The 17,099-nt window shown below is 68.5% G+C and carries 21 protein-coding genes and 1 tRNA gene; 11 read left to right on the forward strand and 11 right to left on the reverse strand.

The annotated features are described in order from the left end of the window. Nucleotides 1-211 precede the first annotated feature (211 nt). Nucleotides 212-1,471 (forward strand): MgtC/SapB family protein, encoded by a 1,260-nt coding sequence (locus CHC02_RS19565; protein WP_089393101.1) that lies wholly within the window; start codon nt 212-214, stop codon nt 1,469-1,471. 1 nt (nt 1,472) lies between these two features. Here CHC02_RS19565 and CHC02_RS19570 read toward each other — a convergent pair whose 3' ends face one another. Beyond that, entirely contained in the window at nt 1,473-1,931 is a 459-nt protein-coding gene (locus CHC02_RS19570) for a DMT family transporter (RefSeq protein ID WP_089393102.1), read from the reverse strand. Between the two features lie 81 nt (nt 1,932-2,012). On the opposite strand from CHC02_RS19570, the gene CHC02_RS19575 reads away from it, so the two are divergent. Then, the gene (locus CHC02_RS19575; protein ID WP_089393103.1) at nt 2,013-2,927 is read left to right on the forward strand and encodes a LysR substrate-binding domain-containing protein; all 915 of its coding nucleotides are present in this window, start codon (nt 2,013-2,015) and stop codon (nt 2,925-2,927) included. 128 nt (nt 2,928-3,055) lie between these two features. Here the strand turns inward: CHC02_RS19575 and CHC02_RS19580 are convergent, their stop codons facing one another. Next, a complete protein-coding gene (locus CHC02_RS19580; RefSeq protein WP_279615556.1) occupies nt 3,056-3,877 on the reverse strand; it encodes a MerR family transcriptional regulator in 822 nt (273 codons plus the stop codon). Nucleotides 3,878-4,217: 340 nt separating this feature from the next. On the opposite strand from CHC02_RS19580, the gene CHC02_RS19585 reads away from it, so the two are divergent. Together CHC02_RS19585 and CHC02_RS19590 are read left to right on the forward strand one after the other, a co-directional pair. Beyond that, a complete protein-coding gene (locus CHC02_RS19585) occupies nt 4,218-5,993 on the forward strand; it encodes an SDR family oxidoreductase (RefSeq protein WP_089393104.1) in 1,776 nt (591 codons plus the stop codon). A gap of 10 nt (nt 5,994-6,003) precedes the next feature. Then, nucleotides 6,004-6,891, forward strand: coding sequence for a metal-dependent hydrolase (locus CHC02_RS19590; RefSeq protein WP_089393105.1), 888 nt, complete (start codon nt 6,004-6,006; stop codon nt 6,889-6,891). A 163-nt stretch (nt 6,892-7,054) separates the two neighbouring features. On the opposite strand, the gene CHC02_RS19595 is transcribed toward CHC02_RS19590, so the two are convergent. The 4 genes from CHC02_RS19595 to CHC02_RS19610 all read right to left on the reverse strand — a co-directional run bounded on the left by CHC02_RS19595 (nt 7,055) and on the right by CHC02_RS19610 (nt 10,365). Then, complete coding sequence (locus CHC02_RS19595; RefSeq protein WP_089393142.1) at nt 7,055-8,419, reverse strand: DNA recombination protein RmuC; 1,365 nt, start codon at nt 8,417-8,419, stop codon at nt 7,055-7,057. Nucleotides 8,420-8,943: 524 nt separating this feature from the next. After that, nucleotides 8,944-9,150 (reverse strand): hypothetical protein, encoded by a 207-nt coding sequence (locus CHC02_RS19600; protein ID WP_089393106.1) that lies wholly within the window; start codon nt 9,148-9,150, stop codon nt 8,944-8,946. Nucleotides 9,151-9,225: 75 nt separating this feature from the next. Continuing rightward, on the reverse strand, nt 9,226-9,996 hold the full coding sequence (locus CHC02_RS19605) for an RES family NAD+ phosphorylase (RefSeq protein WP_089393107.1): 771 nt from the start codon (nt 9,994-9,996) through the stop codon (nt 9,226-9,228). Further along, nucleotides 9,997-10,365, reverse strand: a complete 369-nt coding sequence (locus CHC02_RS19610; protein WP_043271094.1) for an antitoxin Xre/MbcA/ParS toxin-binding domain-containing protein — start codon at nt 10,363-10,365, stop codon at nt 9,997-9,999. Between the two features lie 289 nt (nt 10,366-10,654). On the opposite strand from CHC02_RS19610, the gene CHC02_RS19615 reads away from it, so the two are divergent. Continuing rightward, on the forward strand, nt 10,655-11,089 hold the full coding sequence (locus tag CHC02_RS19615; RefSeq protein ID WP_024128552.1) for an RcnB family protein: 435 nt from the start codon (nt 10,655-10,657) through the stop codon (nt 11,087-11,089). A 15-nt stretch (nt 11,090-11,104) separates the two neighbouring features. On the opposite strand, the gene CHC02_RS19620 is transcribed toward CHC02_RS19615, so the two are convergent. Continuing rightward, nucleotides 11,105-11,557, reverse strand: a complete 453-nt coding sequence (locus tag CHC02_RS19620; protein WP_089393108.1) for a hypothetical protein — start codon at nt 11,555-11,557, stop codon at nt 11,105-11,107. Nucleotides 11,558-11,685: 128 nt separating this feature from the next. On the opposite strand from CHC02_RS19620, the gene CHC02_RS19625 reads away from it, so the two are divergent. The 3 genes from CHC02_RS19625 (at nt 11,686) to CHC02_RS19635 (ending at nt 13,029) form a co-directional block, all read left to right on the forward strand. Further along, nucleotides 11,686-12,168 carry a GreA/GreB family elongation factor gene (locus CHC02_RS19625; protein ID WP_089393109.1) on the forward strand — a complete coding sequence of 161 codons (483 nt, stop codon included), beginning with the start codon at nt 11,686-11,688 and terminating at the stop codon, nt 12,166-12,168. 72 nt (nt 12,169-12,240) lie between these two features. Beyond that, nucleotides 12,241-12,582, forward strand: coding sequence for a carboxymuconolactone decarboxylase family protein (locus CHC02_RS19630; protein ID WP_089393110.1), 342 nt, complete (start codon nt 12,241-12,243; stop codon nt 12,580-12,582). A gap of 75 nt (nt 12,583-12,657) precedes the next feature. Then, on the forward strand, nt 12,658-13,029 hold the full coding sequence (locus CHC02_RS19635; RefSeq protein WP_089393111.1) for a hypothetical protein: 372 nt from the start codon (nt 12,658-12,660) through the stop codon (nt 13,027-13,029). On the opposite strand, the gene CHC02_RS19640 is transcribed toward CHC02_RS19635, so the two are convergent. Further along, nucleotides 13,017-14,066, reverse strand: a complete 1,050-nt coding sequence (locus CHC02_RS19640) for a diguanylate cyclase (protein WP_089393112.1) — start codon at nt 14,064-14,066, stop codon at nt 13,017-13,019. The genes CHC02_RS19635 and CHC02_RS19640 overlap by 13 nt on opposite strands. Nucleotides 14,067-14,346: 280 nt before the next feature. Between CHC02_RS19640 and CHC02_RS19645 the strand changes: the two genes are divergently transcribed. The 3 genes from CHC02_RS19645 (at nt 14,347) to CHC02_RS19655 (ending at nt 16,000) form a co-directional block, all read left to right on the forward strand. Then, nucleotides 14,347-15,183, forward strand: a complete 837-nt coding sequence (locus CHC02_RS19645) for a 5'-nucleotidase, lipoprotein e(P4) family (protein WP_089393113.1) — start codon at nt 14,347-14,349, stop codon at nt 15,181-15,183. A gap of 278 nt (nt 15,184-15,461) precedes the next feature. Continuing rightward, entirely contained in the window at nt 15,462-15,662 is a 201-nt protein-coding gene (locus tag CHC02_RS19650) for a hypothetical protein (RefSeq protein ID WP_139210215.1), read from the forward strand. A 41-nt stretch (nt 15,663-15,703) separates the two neighbouring features. Next, the gene (locus tag CHC02_RS19655) at nt 15,704-16,000 is read left to right on the forward strand and encodes an immunity protein Tsi6 family protein (protein WP_089393115.1); all 297 of its coding nucleotides are present in this window, start codon (nt 15,704-15,706) and stop codon (nt 15,998-16,000) included. Between the two features lie 77 nt (nt 16,001-16,077). Here the strand turns inward: CHC02_RS19655 and CHC02_RS19660 are convergent, their stop codons facing one another. The 3 genes from CHC02_RS19660 to CHC02_RS19670 all read right to left on the reverse strand — a co-directional run bounded on the left by CHC02_RS19660 (nt 16,078) and on the right by CHC02_RS19670 (nt 17,094). Continuing rightward, entirely contained in the window at nt 16,078-16,419 is a 342-nt protein-coding gene (locus CHC02_RS19660; RefSeq protein ID WP_089393116.1) for a type II toxin-antitoxin system RelE/ParE family toxin, read from the reverse strand. A 6-nt stretch (nt 16,420-16,425) separates the two neighbouring features. Next, nucleotides 16,426-16,674, reverse strand: coding sequence for a type II toxin-antitoxin system Phd/YefM family antitoxin (locus CHC02_RS19665; protein WP_089393117.1), 249 nt, complete (start codon nt 16,672-16,674; stop codon nt 16,426-16,428). A 330-nt stretch (nt 16,675-17,004) separates the two neighbouring features. Next, a tRNA-Ser gene (locus CHC02_RS19670) sits at nt 17,005-17,094 on the reverse strand. Nucleotides 17,095-17,099 lie beyond the last annotated feature (5 nt).

A 17,099-nucleotide genomic window follows, 5' to 3' on the forward strand; every position in this document is an offset into this window, starting at 1 on the left:
ACGGTTCCGGGAGGCACGGTATTCCTCCCCCGTAGGAGCAACTGTCTTGCAGTCCGCGCCGGGGTGCCCTTTGTAGGAGCGGGCCCTGCCCGCGATTTCGCGCGCAGGGCGCGCTCCTACAGGGGAATGGCATCCCCGGCTTGACCTGGAACACCTCCTCCACACCACCAGCTTCTAGACTCCCAGCATCCCCGCACGGAGCCCACCCACGATGCTGGACCACATGGAACTCGTCCTCGACCTCACCACCGCCCTGGCCATCGGCCTGCTGGTCGGCACCGAGCGCGGCTGGCGCGAGCGCGACTTCGAGGACATCCGCCAGGTCGCCGGCATCCGCACCTTCACCCTGGCCGGCCTGCTGGGCGGCCTGAGCGCCTTGCTGGCCGGGCACTTCGGCGTCTGGGCCTGGGTGGTGATGGCGCTGCTGGTGGGCCTGCTGGCGGTGGCCGGCTACCTGGCCGACGTGGGCCGCAGCGGCGACCAGGGCATGACCAGCGAGGTGGCCCTGCTCGCCACCTTCCTGCTGGGCAGCCTGGCGGTGGCCGACAGCCGCCTGCTGGCCGCCGGCGGCGGCGTGGTGGTGGCGCTGCTGCTGAGCCTGAAGGAGTCCCTGCACGCGGTACTGAAGCACCTGGATGCCCGCGAACTGTCGGCGGCCTTCAAGCTGCTGTTCATCTCGGTGGTGATGCTGCCGGTGCTGCCCAACCAGGGCTACGGCCCCTGGCAGGTGTTCAACCCCTACGCCAGCTGGTGGATGGTGGTGCTGATCGCCGGCCTGGGCTTCGCCGCCTACGTCGCCGTGCGCCTCACCGGGACCCGCCACGGCCTGCTGATCACCGCGCTGCTCGGCGGCCTGGTGTCGTCCACGGCGATGACCCTCACCCTTGCCGGCATGCACGAGCAGCGCCGCCTGCAACCCTTGCTGGCCGCCGGCCTGCTGGCCACCTCGGCGCTGATGTTCCCGCGGGTGGCGCTGGAGGTGGGCCTGGTCAACGCCGAGCTGCTGCCGAACCTACTGCCGCCGCTGATCGTCGCCACCCTGGTCTACGCCGGCGGCGCGCTGCTGTATTGGCGCCGCGCCAGCCGGGACGAGGCGCCCGCCGCCAGCGAACCGCCGCTGAAGAACCCCTTCGAGCTGGGCCCGGCCCTGCGCTTCGCCGCCCTGCTGGCGCTGATCCTGTTCCTGGTCGAGGCCGGGCACCGCTACCTGGGCGACGTCGGCGTGTACCTGGTGGCGCTGCTCTCGGGCCTGGCCGACGTCGACGCCATCACCCTGTCCCTGGCCAGCAACGCCCTGGGCGGGCTGGACGCCGAAGTGGCCGGGCGCGGCATCGTCCTCGCGGTGGCCAGCAACAGCCTGGTCAAGGCCGTCCTGATCGCCCTGGTCGGCGGCGGCCAACTGGCCCTGCGCAGCGTGCCGGTGATGGTCGCGGGCCTGGCCGCGGGGGCGCTGACGCTGTTCCTCATGTGACTCAGGCGAGCCGCCCGCGCCATTGCAGCAGGAGCACCCCGGCCACGATCAGCAGCAGCGCCAGCACGCCCTCGGCGCTCAGCCGGCGCACCGGGAAGCCGATCCAGCCGAACTGGTCGCACAGCGCCGACACCAGCATCTGCCCGGCCACCACGCAGGCCAGGAAGGTCGCCCCGCCCAGGCGCGGCGCCAGCATCACCGCCACCGTCAGGTAGGCCGCGCCGAACAGCCCGCCGAGCCAGCTCCACCAGGGCGTAGCCGCCACCCCGGCGCCGGCCGGCAGGGGCACGCGCATGATCACCAGGGCCAGCACCACCACGCCCAGGCTGACGCCGAGCGAGGCCAGGCTGGCGCTCAGCGGGTGGCCCAGCTGGCGGCCGAGGAAGGCGTTGCTGCCGGCCTGCAGGGCGACCAGGCCGCCGACCGAGATGGCCAGGCTGATGAGCAGGATCTTCGACATGGATGGACTCCGTTGCTTGTGGACGGGCCCATCCTTTGCTATCCACTGCACGAATGGAAATGCACATTCGATACAGCCCATATGCATGACATTCATGACCTGCGCCGCCTGGACCTCAACCTGCTGGTGATCCTCGACGCCCTCCTCGCCGAACGCCACGTGTCCCGCGCCGCCGAGCGCCTGGCCATGTCGCAGCCGGCGGTGAGCCATGCCCTGGCGCGCCTGCGCGAGCAGCTCGGCGACCCGCTGCTGGTGCGGGTGAAGAACGAGATGCGGCTCACTGCCCGCGCCCTGGAGCTGGCGCCGCGCCTGGTCCAGGTGCTCGACGGCGTGCGCGGCCTGCTGGGCGGGCCGGCGTTCGAGGCGGCCTCCAGCCACCGCCATTTCCGCCTAGGCATGTCCGACTACGGCGCCTGGGTGCTGCTGCCGCGCCTGCTGCGCGACCTGCGCCAATGCGCGCCGCAGGTCAGCCTCGGCGTCAGCCAGGAATCGCGCCTGGAGATGGCCCGGCAGGTCGCCGAAGGCGAGCTGGACGGCGCCCTCGGCGTGTTCCCGGTGCTGCCGGCCGGGGTGCGCGCCTGGCGCCTGTTCGAGGAACGCTTCGTTTGCGTGTGCCGGCGCGACCTGCTGGACCGCGCCGACGGCCTGTCGCTGCCGGCCTACCTGGCGGCGGCCCACGTGCGGGTGGCGCTGCAGGACTCGCTGGAGGAAATCGACGGCGCCCTCGGCAAGCTCGGCCTGCGCCGCCAGGTGGCGCTAGCCCTGCCGCACTTCACCGTGGCCCCGGCGCTGCTGGAAGGCACCGACCTGGTCCTGACCATAGCCGCGCGCTGCCTGGAACGCCTGGAACTGCCCGCCTCCCTGGCGGTGTTCGAACCGCCGCTGGCGCTGCCGCGCTTCGACTTCGTGCAGATCTGGCGCGAGGACGCCGAACGCGACCCGGCTCGCGCCTGGCTGCGCGACCGCCTGCAGCACGCGGCACAAGGTTCTTCGTAGGGCGAATGACCGTTCGCGGTCATCCGCCGCCTGGCCTCGGCCCCAGGCGCGCCGCGGATTCGACCACGAAGCGCCTGTTCAAGATGCAGCGTAACGGCGTACTACCGCGAACGGTCATACGCCCTGCATCAGGTACGCGGCTGCTCGAACTGCCGGAGGATCTCCCCCACCCGCTCGCCGAGCATCTCGTTGGCCGACAGCTTCAGGCCCCGCGCCAGCTCCACCAGCACCACCTGCTCGGCCAGCGGGCGCAGGCGCATGAACACCTCGGCCAGCTGCTCCAGGTCGGCCGCGCCGGGCAGCAGCTCGGCGCCGCGCTTGTCCACCAGGTGGGTGACCACCAGGCGCACGATGCCCGCGGCCAGGTGCTCGGTGTCGCTGCGCAGCACCGCCAGGTGTTCCAGCAGCGCGGCCAGGGGAATGCCCGAGCGGTACAGCTCGACGCCGGCGTTGAACAGCCGCGGGCTGGGAATGCCGATGCGTTCGCCGTCGAACTGCAGCAGGCCCTGTTGCAGGGCGCGGTCGATGACCTCGTCGTCCAGTTCGTCGCCGAAGATCGCCTGCAGTTCGTCGAAGCCGATCTGCCCCGGCGTCTCCAGGTTCCAGGCGCCGAGGATGGCCTGGTCCAGGCCCAGCACGTGGTCCAGGTCGTGGCCGCGCTCCCAGCTTTCCAGCAGCTCCTTGATGTTCGACAGGCCGTAGCCACGCTCCAGCAGGCCGCCGATCAGGCGCAGGCGGCGCAGGTGGCTGGCGAAGTAGACGCCGCTGCGGCCGCGCCGCTCGGGCGGCGGCAGCAGGCCGCGGTCCTGGTAGGCGCGCACGTTGCGCACGGTGCTGCCGGCCTCGCGGGCCAGCTCGTCGACGCTGAATTCGCGCTCGTCCTCCAGCGCCCGCGGGCTTTGCTCGGGGCGCTGGAGCAGGCGCTGCAGGAGGCTCAGGGGCGTGCTCATGGCGGCGATCATAGCCAGCGCCCGGCGCCGGCCACAACCGGAAAGCATCGATACGAAAGCGCAGCCGCGGCGGGCCGGTGCGCCCAACCAAAGGCGGGACTTCAGTTTCCCGCCCCACCCACCCCAGGCGCCGAACCCGCATGGCGCCTGGGCCACAGGCCTCTGCCCGCATCGGTAACACCGCCGCCGGGCATGGCGCGGGTGATGCGAATCGGTCAGCATCGATCATGACATCGAACGATGTCACGGTCGCTCCACACAACAACAATGGCCTGGAGAACGTCATGCCCCGAGGCACCCCGTCCGCCCATCCGCTCCCGCCGCCAGCACGGGAGGCCGCATGAACGCCATGCTCGAGAACCCCGGCCTGCCGCCGGCCGAACGCCTCGACGTGCAGTCCGGCGCGGTGCGCCTGGCGGTGTACCGCTGGGGCGAGGCGAACAAGCCGATGCTGCTGTTCGTCCACGGCTACCCGGACAACCATGAGGTCTGGCTGCCGCTGATCGCCCGCCTGCTCGGCCGCTACCAGGTGGTGGCCTACGACGTGCGCGGCGCCGGCGAGTCGGACAAGCCGCGGCGCACCCGCGACTACCGCCTGGAGCTGCTCAGCCAGGACCTCAAGGCCGTGCTCGACGCCGTCAGCCCCGGGCGCCCGGTGCATCTTGTAGCCCACGACTGGGGTTCGATCCAGACCTGGGAGAGCGTCACCGACCCGGCGCTGCGCCAGCGCATCGCCTCCTACACCAGCATCTCCGGGCCCTGCCTGGACCACGTCGGCCACTGGATGCGCGACCGCCTTCGGCGCAGGCGCCCGGCCGCGCTGCTGCAGGTGCTCAGCCAGCTGCTGCACTCCTGGTACATCTACTACTTCCACCTGCCGCTGCTGCCGGCGCTGTCCTGGCGCCTGGGCGCCGCGCGCCTGTGGCCGCGGTACCTGCGCAAGGTCGAGGGCATCCGCAACCCCGGGCGCAACCCGCACCAGGCCAGCGACGGCGAGCACGGCGTGAAGCTGTACCGGGCCAACTTCATCGGTTCGATCTTCAAGCCGCGCAAGCGCCACACCGAGGTGCCGGTGCAACTGGTGGTGCCGACCCGCGACCGCTACGTCGGCCAGCAGCTGTTCCAGCAGCTCTCGCTGTGGGCGCCGCGGCTGTGGCGCCGCGAGGTGACCGCCGGGCACTGGCAACTGCTCGCCGAGCCGGAGCAGTTGGCCGGCTGGATCGACGAATTCGCCCACCACATCGACGGCGGCGAGGCCAGCCAGCCGCTGCAGCGCGCCCTGCAGAAGCCCGGCGCCGGGCCTTTCGCCGGCAAGCTGGTGGTGGTCACCGGCGCCGGCGGCGGCATCGGCCGCGCCACCCTGCTGCGCTTCGCCGGACAGGGCGCCAGCGTGCTCGCCGCGGACATCGACCCGGCCGCCGCCGAAGCCAGCGCCGCCCAGGCCCGCCACCTCGGCGCCACGGCCTTCAGCTATTGCGTGGACGTCGGCGACAGCGCCGCCATGGAGCGCTTCGCCGCCTGGGTGAAAAGCAGCCTGGGCGTGCCCGACGTGGTGGTCAGCAACGCCGGCATCGGCCTGGCCGGCGCCATGCTCGACACCAGCGCGCAGGACTGGGAACGCCTGCTGCGCGTCAACCTGTGGAGCGTCATCGACGGCTGCCGCCTGTTCGGCCGGCAGATGGTCGAGGCCGGCAAGCCCGGGCACCTGGTCAACGTCGCCTCCGGCGTGGCCTTCGCGCCCTCGCGCAACTACCCGGCCTACGCCACCAGCAAGGCGGCGGTGCTGATGCTCAGCGAATGCCTGCGCGCCGAACTGGCCGGGCACGGCATCGGCGTCAGCGCCGCCTGCCCCGGCTTCGTCGACACCGGCATCGTCCAGGCCACCCGCTTCGCCGGCCTGAGCGAGGAACAGCAGGCCCGCCGCCGGGCCAAGGTGCAGCGCTTCTACCGCCGCCGCCGGCTCGGCCCGGACAGGGTGGGCGAGAGGATCGTCCAGGCCGTGCAGCGCAACCAGCCGGTGGTCGCCGCCGGCGCCGAGGTGCACCTGGCCCGCTGGCAGTGGCGCCTGCTGCCCGGCCTGTCGCGCCTGTTCGCACGTTTCGACCTGACCTCCTGAGGGCTTCGCCATGACCGACCATCATCACCGCCTGGTGCAGCGCAAGGTGCAGTTCGACTACAGCGGCTCGCCGCTGCACTGGATCCCCGGGCAGGCCGAGGCCTCCCACGTCATCAACGTCATCCACATGATGCTGCCGGCCGGCGAGCTGTGGTTCTGCCGCCTGTACAACAAGGCCCTGCCCTTCGTGAAGGACGCGCGCATGCGCGACGACGTGCAGGGCTTCATCCGCCAGGAAGCGATGCACGCCCGCGCCCACTCCGGCGCCGTGGAGCGCTACCTGACGGTGCACGGCATCGACTCCAGCCGCTACCTGAAGGCCATGGACTACCTGTTCGAGCAGTTGCTCAGCGACACCCCGCTGGGGCTGCAGCCGTTCAACGAAAGGCCCTGGCTGCGCCGCTGGTGGATCGGCCAGCGCTGCGCCATAGTCGCCGCGGTCGAGCACTTCACCTGTGTGCTCGGCAAATGGGTGCTGGAGGCCGAGGCGCTGGACCGCGCCGGCTCCGACCCGGTGCTGCTGGACCTGTTCCGCTGGCACGGCGCCGAGGAAGTGGAGCACCGCAACGTCGCCCACGACCTGCACGTGCACCTGGGCGGCAGCTTCGTCAGCCGCCAGCTGTGGATGCTCGTGGTCTGGCCGCTGATCATCTGGCTGTTCGCCTTCGGCACCCGCACCCTCGCCCGCCAGGACCCGAGCCTGGGCAAGCCACGCAGCTTCTGGCGCATCTGGCGCGACAGCGAGAAGCGCGGGTTGCTGCCCAGGATGGCCGCGGTGGGCGCCAGCTTCCTGCGCTACTTCAAGCCCTGGTACCACCCGGACCACGAGGCCAACACCCAGGAGGCCCTGGACTACCTGGCGAGCTCCCCGGCGGCCAGCCGCGCGGCGCGGGCGTGAAGTTGCAGGAGCGAGCAAGCTCGCTCCCACGAAAAGCCAGGGCGTAGGGCGCATAACGCCTACGGCGTTATCCGCCGTGGCCCTCGGGCTCCGGTATTCGGGCCAACGGCGGATAACCGCGAACGGTTATTCGCCCTACGGTTCGCACGGAGAAACGCTGGGACTACTTGTCCTCTTCCACCACCTGCGGCTCGTCGCCCAGCGCCCGCTCCAGCCAGTCGCCCGGCAGGCTCTTGCTGGCCCGGGCGCCGAGCAGCTTGACCTGCTCGGCGCGGCTGATCAGGTTGCCGCGGCCCTCGCAGAGCTTGTTGCGCGCCGCCGCGTAGGCCTTGTCCAGCTGCTGCAGGCGCGAGCCCATCTCGTCCAGGTCCTGGACGAAGAGCACGAACTTGTCGTACAGCGCGCCGGCGCGCTCGGCGATCTCGCGGGCGTTCTGCGTCTGCCGCTCCTGGCGCCAGAGGCTGTCGATCACCCGCAGGGTGGCCAGCAGGGTGGTCGGGCTGACGATCACGATGTTGCGCTCGAAAGCCTCCTGGAACAGGTTCGGCTCGGCCTGCAGGGCCACCGAGAAGGCTGCCTCCACCGGCATGAAGAGCAGCACGAAGTCCAGGCTGTGCAGGCCTTCCAGGCGCCGGTAGTCCTTGCCGGAGAGCCCCTTCACGTGGCTGCGCAGGGACAGCACGTGCTGCTTCAGCGCCTGCTGGCGGATCACCTCGTCCTCGCTGGCGACGAACTGCTGGTAGGCGGTGAGGCTGACCTTGGCGTCCACCACCACCTGCTTGTCGCCGGGCAGGCGGATCAGCACGTCGGGCTGAAAGCGCTCGCCATCGGCGGCGCGCAGGCTCACCTGGGTCTCGTACTCGCGGCCCTTCTCCAGGCCGGCATGCTCCAGCACGCGCTCCAGCACCAGCTCGCCCCAGTTGCCCTGGGTCTTCTGGCCCTTGAGGGCGCGGGTCAGATTGGTCGCCTCCTCGCCCAGGCGCAGGTTGAGCTGCTGCAGGCGCTCCAGTTCCTTGCCCAGGGAGAAGCGCTCGCGAGCCTCTTGTTGATAACTCTCTTCCACGCGCTTCTCGAAGGACTGGATGCGCTCCTTCAACGGGTCGAGCAACTGCCCCAGGCGTTGCTGGCTGGCCTCGGCGAAGCGCTGCTCGCGCTCCTCGAAGATCTTCCCGGCCAGCTCGGCGAACTGCGCGCGCAACTCGTCGCGGGCCGCCTGCAGGTCGCCCAGGCGCTGCTGGTGGCCCTCCTGCTGCTCGCGCAGTTCGGCGGCCAGCGCGGCGCGCTCGGCGGACAGCCGGCGCAGCTCTTCCTCGCGGCCCTCGCGCTCGGCCTGCCAGTTGCGCTCGGCCTGCTGCTGGCGCTCGCGCTCGGCGCGGCCCAGGTCCACCTCGCGGCGCAGGGCCGCGGCCTCGCCGGCCAGTTCGCCATGGCGGCCGCTCAGGCGCTGGAAGGCTTCGCGCTCGGCCTCCAGTTGCGCGCCCAGGCCGTCCTGGGCCAATTGCGCGGTAGCCAGGCGCTCATTCAGCAGTACCAGCTCGCTCTCCTGCCGCGCCGCGCGCTCGCGCAGATGCCAGGCCAACCAGCCCAGCGGCAGCGCAGCGGCCAGCAGTCCGATCAGCAGGTTGGGCAAGTCGATGGGCATGGGCGCTCCAGGGCGGGTGGTCGCAGGAAAATTCGCGCCATGGTAGCAGCCGCGAATCGGAATTCAGTGCGGCTTTTACCGTAATGACTCTTGACAACGCCGAAGGAAAGCAAGCGCTTGGGACAATCCACAGAAGCTGTGGATAACCTCGTGGATAAGGTGATGAAAACGTCTTATACGCCTTGCCCGCTGCGGCTGCCGCTTAGATTGGTGCTTTTTTCACCAATCAAGAAAGTCATTATAAATCAATAATTTACAAACGCTCGACGAAAAATCAAGCGCTTACGGAGGAATGTTTCCGGTGCTTGACAACAACCCCCAACATTGTGCACAAGTCCGCGCCGTACAGGGGCGGACCGCCTCATTTCGGGGCAAGCTGAAGGTGTTTTCAGGCAAGGCTCAGGGGCGAATCAGACGCATTCGCGGGCTCTGCGCCGACGTTCCTGGCGCGGGATGCTGGCCGCCTGGGCGGCAGGCGCGGCCCGGCCCAAGGACTCCAGCACGTGCTCGTACATGCGCTGCGCGGTGGGCCTGTCGGGGTACTGGAAGAAGTACTGGTTGAGGTAGACGCGCCACTGTCGGCGGTCATGGGGATGGGCTTCCAGGCGAATGTCCATGGCGCACTCCGTTGCTTGGCCAGCGCCATAAGCTAGCGCGTTCGTCCCGCCCCGGGCGGGCAGGACGACGGACGGTCAGGCCGGGTGCGGCAGGTCGCCCTCCACCAGGAACCCCGCGCGCGGGAACAGCCGCGGCGCCCCTGGCACCTGGGCGTGCTTGAAGGCCACGTAGTCGGCGGTGGTCTCGCACAGCCAGGGCATGAGGTTGCGCGGGCGCTTGTCGACGAAGGCCGAAGGCACGAAGAGCGCGGCATTCAGCCCCCCTTCCGGGCAGCGCGCCGAGCGGTATTCGAAGGCTTCCACCGCGGCGGCGCGCATGGTGCTGCCCAGCGCCTGGCTCAGGTGGTAGTCCCGCGGGTCCTGCAGGCGCTCGGCGTAGCGGTCGAAGGGCGGCGCCTGCAGGCGGATGCCCCGCTGTACCTGGAAACGCGCCTCGAAGGACGCGTGCTCGGACAGGATGCGCCCGCTGGGCGGCGGGCTGGCCATGCCCTCCCAGAGCACGAAGCGGTAATAGGCTCCCTCGGCCATGGCCGTTTCCAGGCGCAGCGCGGCGTAGAACAGGCTGGGCTCGTGGCGCCGGCCGAAGCGCGAGCCCCAGCGCAGCGGCGGGTAGCGGAACGGTGTCTTCAGCAGGTAGTGCAGGGTTTCGCTGGAAGGCGGCAGGTGCGGCTTGCTGGTCTCGATCAGCTCTTCCAGCAGGGCCTGTTCCTCCAGGGTATCCACCAGTTGCAGGGTGGCGACCTGCTCCTGGCTTTCCACCAGGCGCACCAGCTTGCCCCGCAGCGGAGCGATGGCCTGCTCGCCCCGGCATTCGCGCCACAGCTCGGCGCCGACGTCGGGCGCCATTCAGATCTTGCCCCGGATGGCGTCCAGGTACTCGACCACCTGCACCAGGCCCTGCACCTGCTCCATCCTCTGCAGGGGCACGCCGCTCAGGTGGCGGTTGGGGGTGCGCAGGAAGTGGCGCATGTCTTCCAGGTTGCCGCCGAACAGGGCGAAGAGCGCGCGGTACACCCGCACCAGCAGCAACGCCAGTTCGCCGGTCTTGCTGCCCACCCGCAGGCCGCCGCTCTTCCAGCGGCTCACCGCGCTGCGATCGACGCCGACGATGGCGGCCAGCTCCTGCTGCGTCATGCCCAGTTGCTCACGGGCCGCCAGTACCGCCTTGGCCAGTACCAGGTCGGCCGACGGGGTTTCCCGGATCAGTGCGCTCATGCCGTACCTCTTTCGTGCATTTGATGCAAACATACCATCAAATGTGTGAACCACACAAAGCACCCTTCGCCGCGGCCCACCCCGCGGGAGGCTGCGGGGCGATGTTCGGGCAGCCATGTATCGGCGCCATGACAAAACCGGCGCATTCTTTACCGGACCTTTACCCGGCATTGGCGTTTCCTGACCTGGCCGTGCGGTCTCATGAAGTACCCGAACCGGCTGCGCCCGGTGCCGGGATCGACCGATACGCAGTGCGCGCCGCATCCGGCGGCCGCACCAGGAGAACAGCATGAAGAAGACCGTCGCCCTGCTCTGTGCCGCCCTGATGCTCGGCAGCCCGCTGGCGAGTTTCGCCCAGCCGGGCCCCGGCCCGGACCACGGCCCGAACCGCCCGGACAATCGCCCACAGCAGCACCAGCAATACCAACAGCAGAAAGGCCACCAGGGCGGCCACTACCAGGGCCGCACGGGCCACGCCGACCCGCGCTACTACCGCGACCCGCACTTCCGCCCGCAGGCCGGCATGCCGGTGCCGCATCGCGAATGGCGCCGTGGCGTGGTGGTGCAGCCGGTCTACCGCAGCGACCGCTACTGGGTCACCGACTGGCGCGCCCGTCACCTCTACGCGCCGCCGCGCGACCATCGCTGGCTGTACGTCAACGGCGACTACGTGCTGGTGGCCATCGCCACTGGGGTGATCGTCAACATCCTGGCCGGCTATTGAGGCCGGCCCGGGGCCTCAGGCGCTGGTGCTGAGCAAGGCACCGGCGCCACCGCCACCATTGCGGATCGCCTCGGCCAGCGCCGCCGCCGTGGCCTGCAGGGCGGCGCTGGTACTGGCGATGCGGCTCTGCAGGGCCATGATGGTCGCGGTGCGCTCGTTTTCCGACGAATATTCCCGCGCCTGCGCCGCCGCCAGTTCCCGCTGCTCCTGCTGCAACTGCTTCTGCAGCTGTTGCAGGCGCTTCTGCAACTGCTCGACGGCGACGCTGGAGCTGCCGCCACTTTCGCCACCGCCGGCGGCCGCGCCCGCGCCCCGCTTGCCGCCCGTGCTTGCGGAGGTGGCGTTGCGGGTGGTCGCGGCACTGTCGTCCTGGGCGGCATCGGCCGCCGTGCCGCCATCGCCGTTGCGGGTCGCTATCCGCAACGAGCCGGCGAAGGTCTGGCTGGAGGGCGTCAGGGAAAGGTTCATGCCCGAGGTTCCTTGTTCCGGGTGTTCTGCCCCTCTATCGACTGCCGTAGGAAAAACTTGAAAGACCATTCGCCGATGCCAGGCAAAGGCCCTAGGATAGGCCCCTTCATGCCCAGGCAGCCGTCACCATGGACAAGCAACGCGCCCACCAGTTGATCCTCCAGCGCCTCGACGCCGACCTCGAAGTCGCCGTCCGCGCCGCGCGCACCGCCCACGAGGCAGCCACCCACGAGGAAAACGTCGCCGAGAACAAGTACGACACCCTCGGCCTCGAGGCGGCCTACCTGGCCGCCGGGCAATCACGCCGGGTAGAGGAGATCCGCCAGGCGCTCGCCTCGTTCCAGGGCCTGGTGCTGCGCGACTTCGACGCCGACCTGGGCATCCAGACCAGCGCCCTGGTCGAGCTAGCCGACCGCGACGACCGCCGCCGCTGGCTGTTCCTCGGCCCGGACGCCGCCGGCCTGAAGATCGCCCTGGACGGCCACGAGGTCCTGGTCATCACCCCGCGCTCGCCGCTGGGTGGCGCCCTGCTCGGCCGCCACCCCGGCGACGAGGTCGAGGTCGGCCAGGGCTCGGCGCGCCAGGCCTACGAGATCGTCGAGGCGTTCTGAGCGGGCCCGCCCGCAGACCGGCGCAACCCGGACTAAGCTGCATGGCCGTCAACCCGAAAAGGAGATGCCGCCATGCTGTTCAACTGGTCCGAATACGTTCCCGCGGTGAAGAAGGCCTTCGGTGCATTGGGCAAGAAGCATCCGAAGATGATCGCCGCCTACCAGGCGCTGGATGCCGCCGCGGCGGACGGCGACGCACTGGACGCCAAGACCCGCGAACTGATCTCCCTGGCGGTGGCCATCACCACCCGCTGCGACGGCTGCATCGGCGTGCATGCCGAGGCCGCGCGCAAGGCCGGCGCCAGCGAGGCCGAAGTGGCCCAGGCGCTGGCCACGGCGATCGCCATGAACGCCGGCGCCGCCTACGTCTACTCGCTGCGCGCCCTGGAAGCCTTCGAACAGCCGCAGGGCTGAGGTGCAGGCGCGGCCGAGGCTTTCTCCGGCGCGGGAATTGGGTTATCCATTGCACTCTCGCCCAATGGAGCCGCCATGTCCTCGCCCAGCCCCAGCTTCTGGAAACTCGCCCTCGGCATCGCCGCCGGCATCTGGCTGGGCTTCGTCGCCGTGGCCCTGAGCTGCGTGCTGCTCCTGCGCTTGTGGCCCGGCGCGCCCCTGCCGTTGCCGGCGCGCCTGTCGCCGGCGCCGGCCACCACCCCGGCGCCCGGCCAGGATACCAATGCGGCGATGTTCCAGCAGTACCTGGAGAACCAGCGCAAGGCCCAGGCCGAGCAAGGCCGGCAGGTCGAGCAGAGCGAGCATGAGCGGCGCTTCAACAGCGCGCCCTGCCAGTTCTGGCGCCAGCAGTACCAGGCCGATCCCAGCGAGAAGAACCGGCTGAAGATGGACGGCTACTGCGGCTGAGGCTCGGCGCCCACCACCTGGTTGCGGCCCTGGTGCTTGGCCCGGTACAGCGCCTTGTCCGCCTCGCCCAGCCAGGCGCTGGCATCCACCTGGTAAGGGCTGTAGGACGCCACGCCGATGCTCAGGCCGACGGACAGGTCCGCCGCCAGCTGGTAGTGCTTCTCGGCGAAGCCCTGGCGCAGGCGCTCCATGATCTCCACCGCCAGCACCTGGGTGGTGCCGGGCAGGATCACGCAGAACTCGTCGCCGCCATAGCGCCCCGGGGTGTCGGTGTCGCGCAGCGAATGGGTGAGCAGGTGGCTGAGCTCGGTGATGACCATGTCGCCCAGCACGTGGCCGAAGCGGTCGTTGATGCCCTTGAAGTGGTCGATGTCGATCAGCGCCACGCTGGCCCGGGTGTGCTGCTGGCGGCATTTCTGGAATTCGCTCTCCAGCTGGTCCATCCAGGAACCATGGTTGAGCAGCCCGGTGAGGCTGTCGGTGCGGCTGACCGCGCGCAACGCCTGCTTGTGCTCGGACAGGCGCCTGGCCAGGCTGTAGCTCACGCCGCCCACCGCCAGCGGGTAGACCACCAGCATCGGCAGGCAGGCGTACACCTGCAGCGGCGTGGCCACGGCGCTGAAGGCGATGCCGAAGCACAGCCAGGCCAGCAGCACGCCCAGCAGCTGCGCCACGCACCCCATCAGGAAGAAACGCAGGCCGCCGGCGGCGACGTTGTCCATCGCCATCATCGACAGGATGGTCACGCTCGGCAGCGGGTTGAGCTGCATGGCCCCGGCCCAGAAGCCGCCGAACAGCGAATCCAGCAGGAGGTTGCGCCGCTCCGCCTGGTACGGCGCCCGCGACAGGCGCGCCAGTTGGTAGGCCAGGTGCGGCCAGAGGAAACCGTTGGCCACCAGCAGCCCCCAGGCCCAGCCCGGCCGCTGCAACGGCGCCAGCGCCGCCGCCACGCAGAAGAAGCCGATGCCCAGGCCGACCATGCGCGGAAGATAGATGCGCCTGGCGAAAGACAACCCCTTACCGACCACAGCACCCATACATCATCCTGATCCAGGCATCTGGTAGATGCACGCTAGCAGATCGGCGGGAAAGCGCCTACGTGCATTGGCGGCAATTTGACATTATTTCTGCCCGGCGCCATCCCCAGGCGGCAACGCCAATCCCATGGCGCATCGGGGATGCGGGCATCGCCCGAATTCCTTCCGCAACCACGCCAACTCCTTACGGATATGCGTCGCCCCGATTGAGGCCCGCCCCGCCTGGGGTATGAGAACCCCAGTCCCGCCGCCACGGCGCGGAGCCACAAGGAACGTCACCATGCCCAATCCAAGAACGACAATCGCCGCAGCCATGCTCTTGCTCGCCGCGCCCTTCCAACTGGCGCTGGCCGACACGGCGAACACCGGCACCGCCTCGCCCAACCTGCTGACCGCCGCCGTCGCCTGGCGGCAGACGGCCGCCGAGTACCGCGCCCTGTACTACCAGGGCTTCAACCTGGCCAAGCTGCGCCTGGACCAGGCGCTGGCCGAACGCAAGCCCGGCGCCAGGCCGCCGGCGATCATCAGCGACCTCGACGACACCATCCTCAGCAGCAACAGCTACTGGGGCGCCCTGATCAGCCAGGGCAAGGACTTCTTCGACGACGCCCTCTGGGACCGCTGGGTAGCCGCCAACGGCCCCACCCTGACGCCCGGCGCGCTGGACTTCCTCGATTATGCGAAGTCCCGGGGCGTGGAAATCTTCTACGTCTCCAGCCGCGACCAGGGCGACAGGACCGACGAATACGCCCTGAACAACCTGCGCAACCTCAAGGTACCCTTCGCCGACAAGGAACACGTCACCATCCTGCGCGAAAGCTCCAACAAGGAACCCGCGCAGAAAGCCATCGCCGAACGCTACGACGTGCTGCTGATGCTGGGCGACAACCTCAACGACTTCAAACGCCGCTACTACGTCGACGACGCCAGCCAGCGCGCCGCCCTGCTGGACGAGGACCGCGCCCAGTTCGGCGACAGATTCATCCTCTTCCCCAACCCCACCGACGGCCACTGGATGAAAGCGATCTTCGGCGAGTCGGAACCCGCCGACACCCCGGCCAACCGCGCCAAGTTCCGCGCGGCGGCGGCTTCGGGGGCGTGGAAGGGGCAGGATTGAGGGCTGCGCGGGAAGCGGTCCAGCACAAGAGCAGGAGTCCTGAGTGTGCGGAACGCGCCTCAGGGCTCAGCTGTTCTGCATACGGATCGAAGCCATGCCTTTCCTACAAATCAACAGGAAGGCGCCTGCATACCGGTCCATTACGCTGAAGAGAAAAGTGCCCATGGGTCGAGGGGTTGTACAGTTTCGAAGTGCACCCGGTATCAGGAACAACCCGGCCTGTATGATCGAACCATGCCGCCAGGCGCATGACGAGCCATGACATGGAGGGCCTACGTGTGAAGGACCGTATCCTGCTGATTCTTGCGAGCCTGCTGGCGGCCGGGCTCGCCTGGGCATTCTTCCATTACCTCGGGCAGAACGCCTGGTCCCTCTTTTCGGCTGCACTCATCATAGCCCTGGGCTGTCAGAACATCCGGTTGCAGCGAAAGCTCAAGGCACTGAGGTCCGATGCGGATTCGCAATCGCGTGACATCTGAATCAATCGCCCCTTCCATCCACTGATAGCACCGGGAACCCCATGAAACCCACAACCCCCCTCGCCTATGTGCAGAGGGCGATCGATCTCACAGCGGAGCGGAACAAGGCCTGCCCGCGCAACCCAATGCATGGAACGTTGCTTGACCAACTCGATTATGTAAAAGCCGTATTCGAAGGGCGGGAACAGGACAAATCCAAACTTCACCAACTCAGCATCGGTGCCATTGCATCGAAGGAATTCGAAGAAAACGATCCAGAACTAGCCAGGGCCCTGAAGGACGCTTATTACGTGGCCATACAGTCGGCCCGCGGCTTGAAGATTCAGCTACCCGATTGACTGGCGATGTTTCAGCCAGGGCGGCACATGAATACAGATAGCCTCAAACACGATTTGCTTCCGACAGGGGTCGAAGGTCAGATCCCGATCAGGCAGTAGCGGATAAGCGCGGCTTCGACATCCTGCTTCTGCCGTAGAACCAGCTCGACGGCAATAGCCTTGTCGCGTTCGAACACCTCGTAGAACACGCGGTATCCGTCGTGGTTGAGTTCTCGGTAACGAGTAATCCCGAAGTCGCTCGCCTGGCGGCTGACCGGATAACCCACGGGAGCGGCCTGCAGCTTCGTCAGGATGGTGTCGATCAATGCATCGATCTTGGCCGCAGCGGTTTCGGCGGCATGGTGCTCCGCCAGGTGGTCTTCCTGGTCTTGGAGACTGAAGGCTGCGGTCTCGGTGAAGCGAACATCGAGTCCCGTCATTGGCGCTTACTGCTGTGCGCGCCTTTTGACCAGGCGGGCCTTCAGCTCATCAACGGAGCAATGCTTGCCTTCGGTGTACTCACGCGAGCCCATGGCAAGCAGCTTGACCAAGGCAATCGCCTGGTCGCGACGCTTGTGCTCCGCGTAGGACTCCACCACCAGGGTGGGCACGCCGTTCTGTGTAACGACCATGGGCTCGTCAAGCTCCAGGTCCGCAGCGTGTCGCTTCAAATAGCTGATTGTCTCGACCCGCATGGGCAGGCCTCCTCACAGAGAGCGCCGAGATATTCGGACTGTGCAGCGCAAATGATGCCTGGCGAGCATGGGAAAACGATCTTCCCAATGAAGCTGGCCGGGATGAAGTGGCAGCGTAGTCTGAATTCAGACCGAATAGCAACCACAGCCAGGCCTGGCGATCATGTCATAGGCCGCCTGGTTTCTCTGGCAATGGGATTCCGAAACTCGGCATGGAGGGATCAGGAGGGATTTGGAACACGAGCCCGTCCTAAAACTGTCCTAAACGGATCCCGGAAAAGACAAAGCCCCTGAAACGCTAAGCATTTCAGGGGCTTCGGCCATATGTAATGGCGGAGAGATAGGGATTTGAACCCTAGGAGCCATTGCTGACTCAACGGATTTCGAATCCGTCCCGTTCGACCACTCCGGCATCTCTCCGTGCG

It is taken from the genome of Pseudomonas delhiensis, from assembly GCF_900187975.1.
GTDB lineage: Bacteria > Pseudomonadota > Gammaproteobacteria > Pseudomonadales > Pseudomonadaceae > Pseudomonas > Pseudomonas delhiensis.

Excerpts from the sequence above, each read along its gene's own strand:
- CHC02_RS19635 (WP_089393111.1), top strand. The coding sequence starts at position 12,658 with ATGTCCTCGCCCAGCCCCAGCTTCTGGAAACTCGCCCTCGGCATCGCC.
- CHC02_RS19625 (WP_089393109.1), top strand. The coding sequence starts at position 11,686 with ATGGACAAGCAACGCGCCCACCAGTTGATCCTCCAGCGCCTCGACGCC.
- CHC02_RS19565 (WP_089393101.1), top strand. The coding sequence starts at position 212 with ATGCTGGACCACATGGAACTCGTCCTCGACCTCACCACCGCCCTGGCC.
- CHC02_RS19600 (WP_089393106.1), bottom strand. The coding sequence starts at position 9,150 with ATGGACATTCGCCTGGAAGCCCATCCCCATGACCGCCGACAGTGGCGC.
- CHC02_RS19590 (WP_089393105.1), top strand. The coding sequence starts at position 6,004 with ATGACCGACCATCATCACCGCCTGGTGCAGCGCAAGGTGCAGTTCGAC.
- CHC02_RS19615 (WP_024128552.1), top strand. The coding sequence starts at position 10,655 with ATGAAGAAGACCGTCGCCCTGCTCTGTGCCGCCCTGATGCTCGGCAGC.
- CHC02_RS19610 (WP_043271094.1), bottom strand. The coding sequence starts at position 10,365 with ATGAGCGCACTGATCCGGGAAACCCCGTCGGCCGACCTGGTACTGGCC.
- CHC02_RS19620 (WP_089393108.1), bottom strand. The coding sequence starts at position 11,557 with ATGAACCTTTCCCTGACGCCCTCCAGCCAGACCTTCGCCGGCTCGTTG.
- CHC02_RS19585 (WP_089393104.1), top strand. The coding sequence starts at position 4,218 with ATGAACGCCATGCTCGAGAACCCCGGCCTGCCGCCGGCCGAACGCCTC.
- CHC02_RS19640 (WP_089393112.1), bottom strand. The coding sequence starts at position 14,066 with ATGGGTGCTGTGGTCGGTAAGGGGTTGTCTTTCGCCAGGCGCATCTAT.
- CHC02_RS19580 (WP_279615556.1), bottom strand. The coding sequence starts at position 3,877 with ATGAGCACGCCCCTGAGCCTCCTGCAGCGCCTGCTCCAGCGCCCCGAG.
- CHC02_RS19645 (WP_089393113.1), top strand. The coding sequence starts at position 14,347 with ATGCCCAATCCAAGAACGACAATCGCCGCAGCCATGCTCTTGCTCGCC.
- CHC02_RS19660 (WP_089393116.1), bottom strand. The coding sequence starts at position 16,419 with ATGACGGGACTCGATGTTCGCTTCACCGAGACCGCAGCCTTCAGTCTC.
- CHC02_RS19655 (WP_089393115.1), top strand. The coding sequence starts at position 15,704 with ATGAAACCCACAACCCCCCTCGCCTATGTGCAGAGGGCGATCGATCTC.
- CHC02_RS19605 (WP_089393107.1), bottom strand. The coding sequence starts at position 9,996 with ATGGCGCCCGACGTCGGCGCCGAGCTGTGGCGCGAATGCCGGGGCGAG.
- CHC02_RS19665 (WP_089393117.1), bottom strand. The coding sequence starts at position 16,674 with ATGCGGGTCGAGACAATCAGCTATTTGAAGCGACACGCTGCGGACCTG.
- CHC02_RS19575 (WP_089393103.1), top strand. The coding sequence starts at position 2,013 with ATGCATGACATTCATGACCTGCGCCGCCTGGACCTCAACCTGCTGGTG.
- CHC02_RS19630 (WP_089393110.1), top strand. The coding sequence starts at position 12,241 with ATGCTGTTCAACTGGTCCGAATACGTTCCCGCGGTGAAGAAGGCCTTC.
- CHC02_RS19570 (WP_089393102.1), bottom strand. The coding sequence starts at position 1,931 with ATGTCGAAGATCCTGCTCATCAGCCTGGCCATCTCGGTCGGCGGCCTG.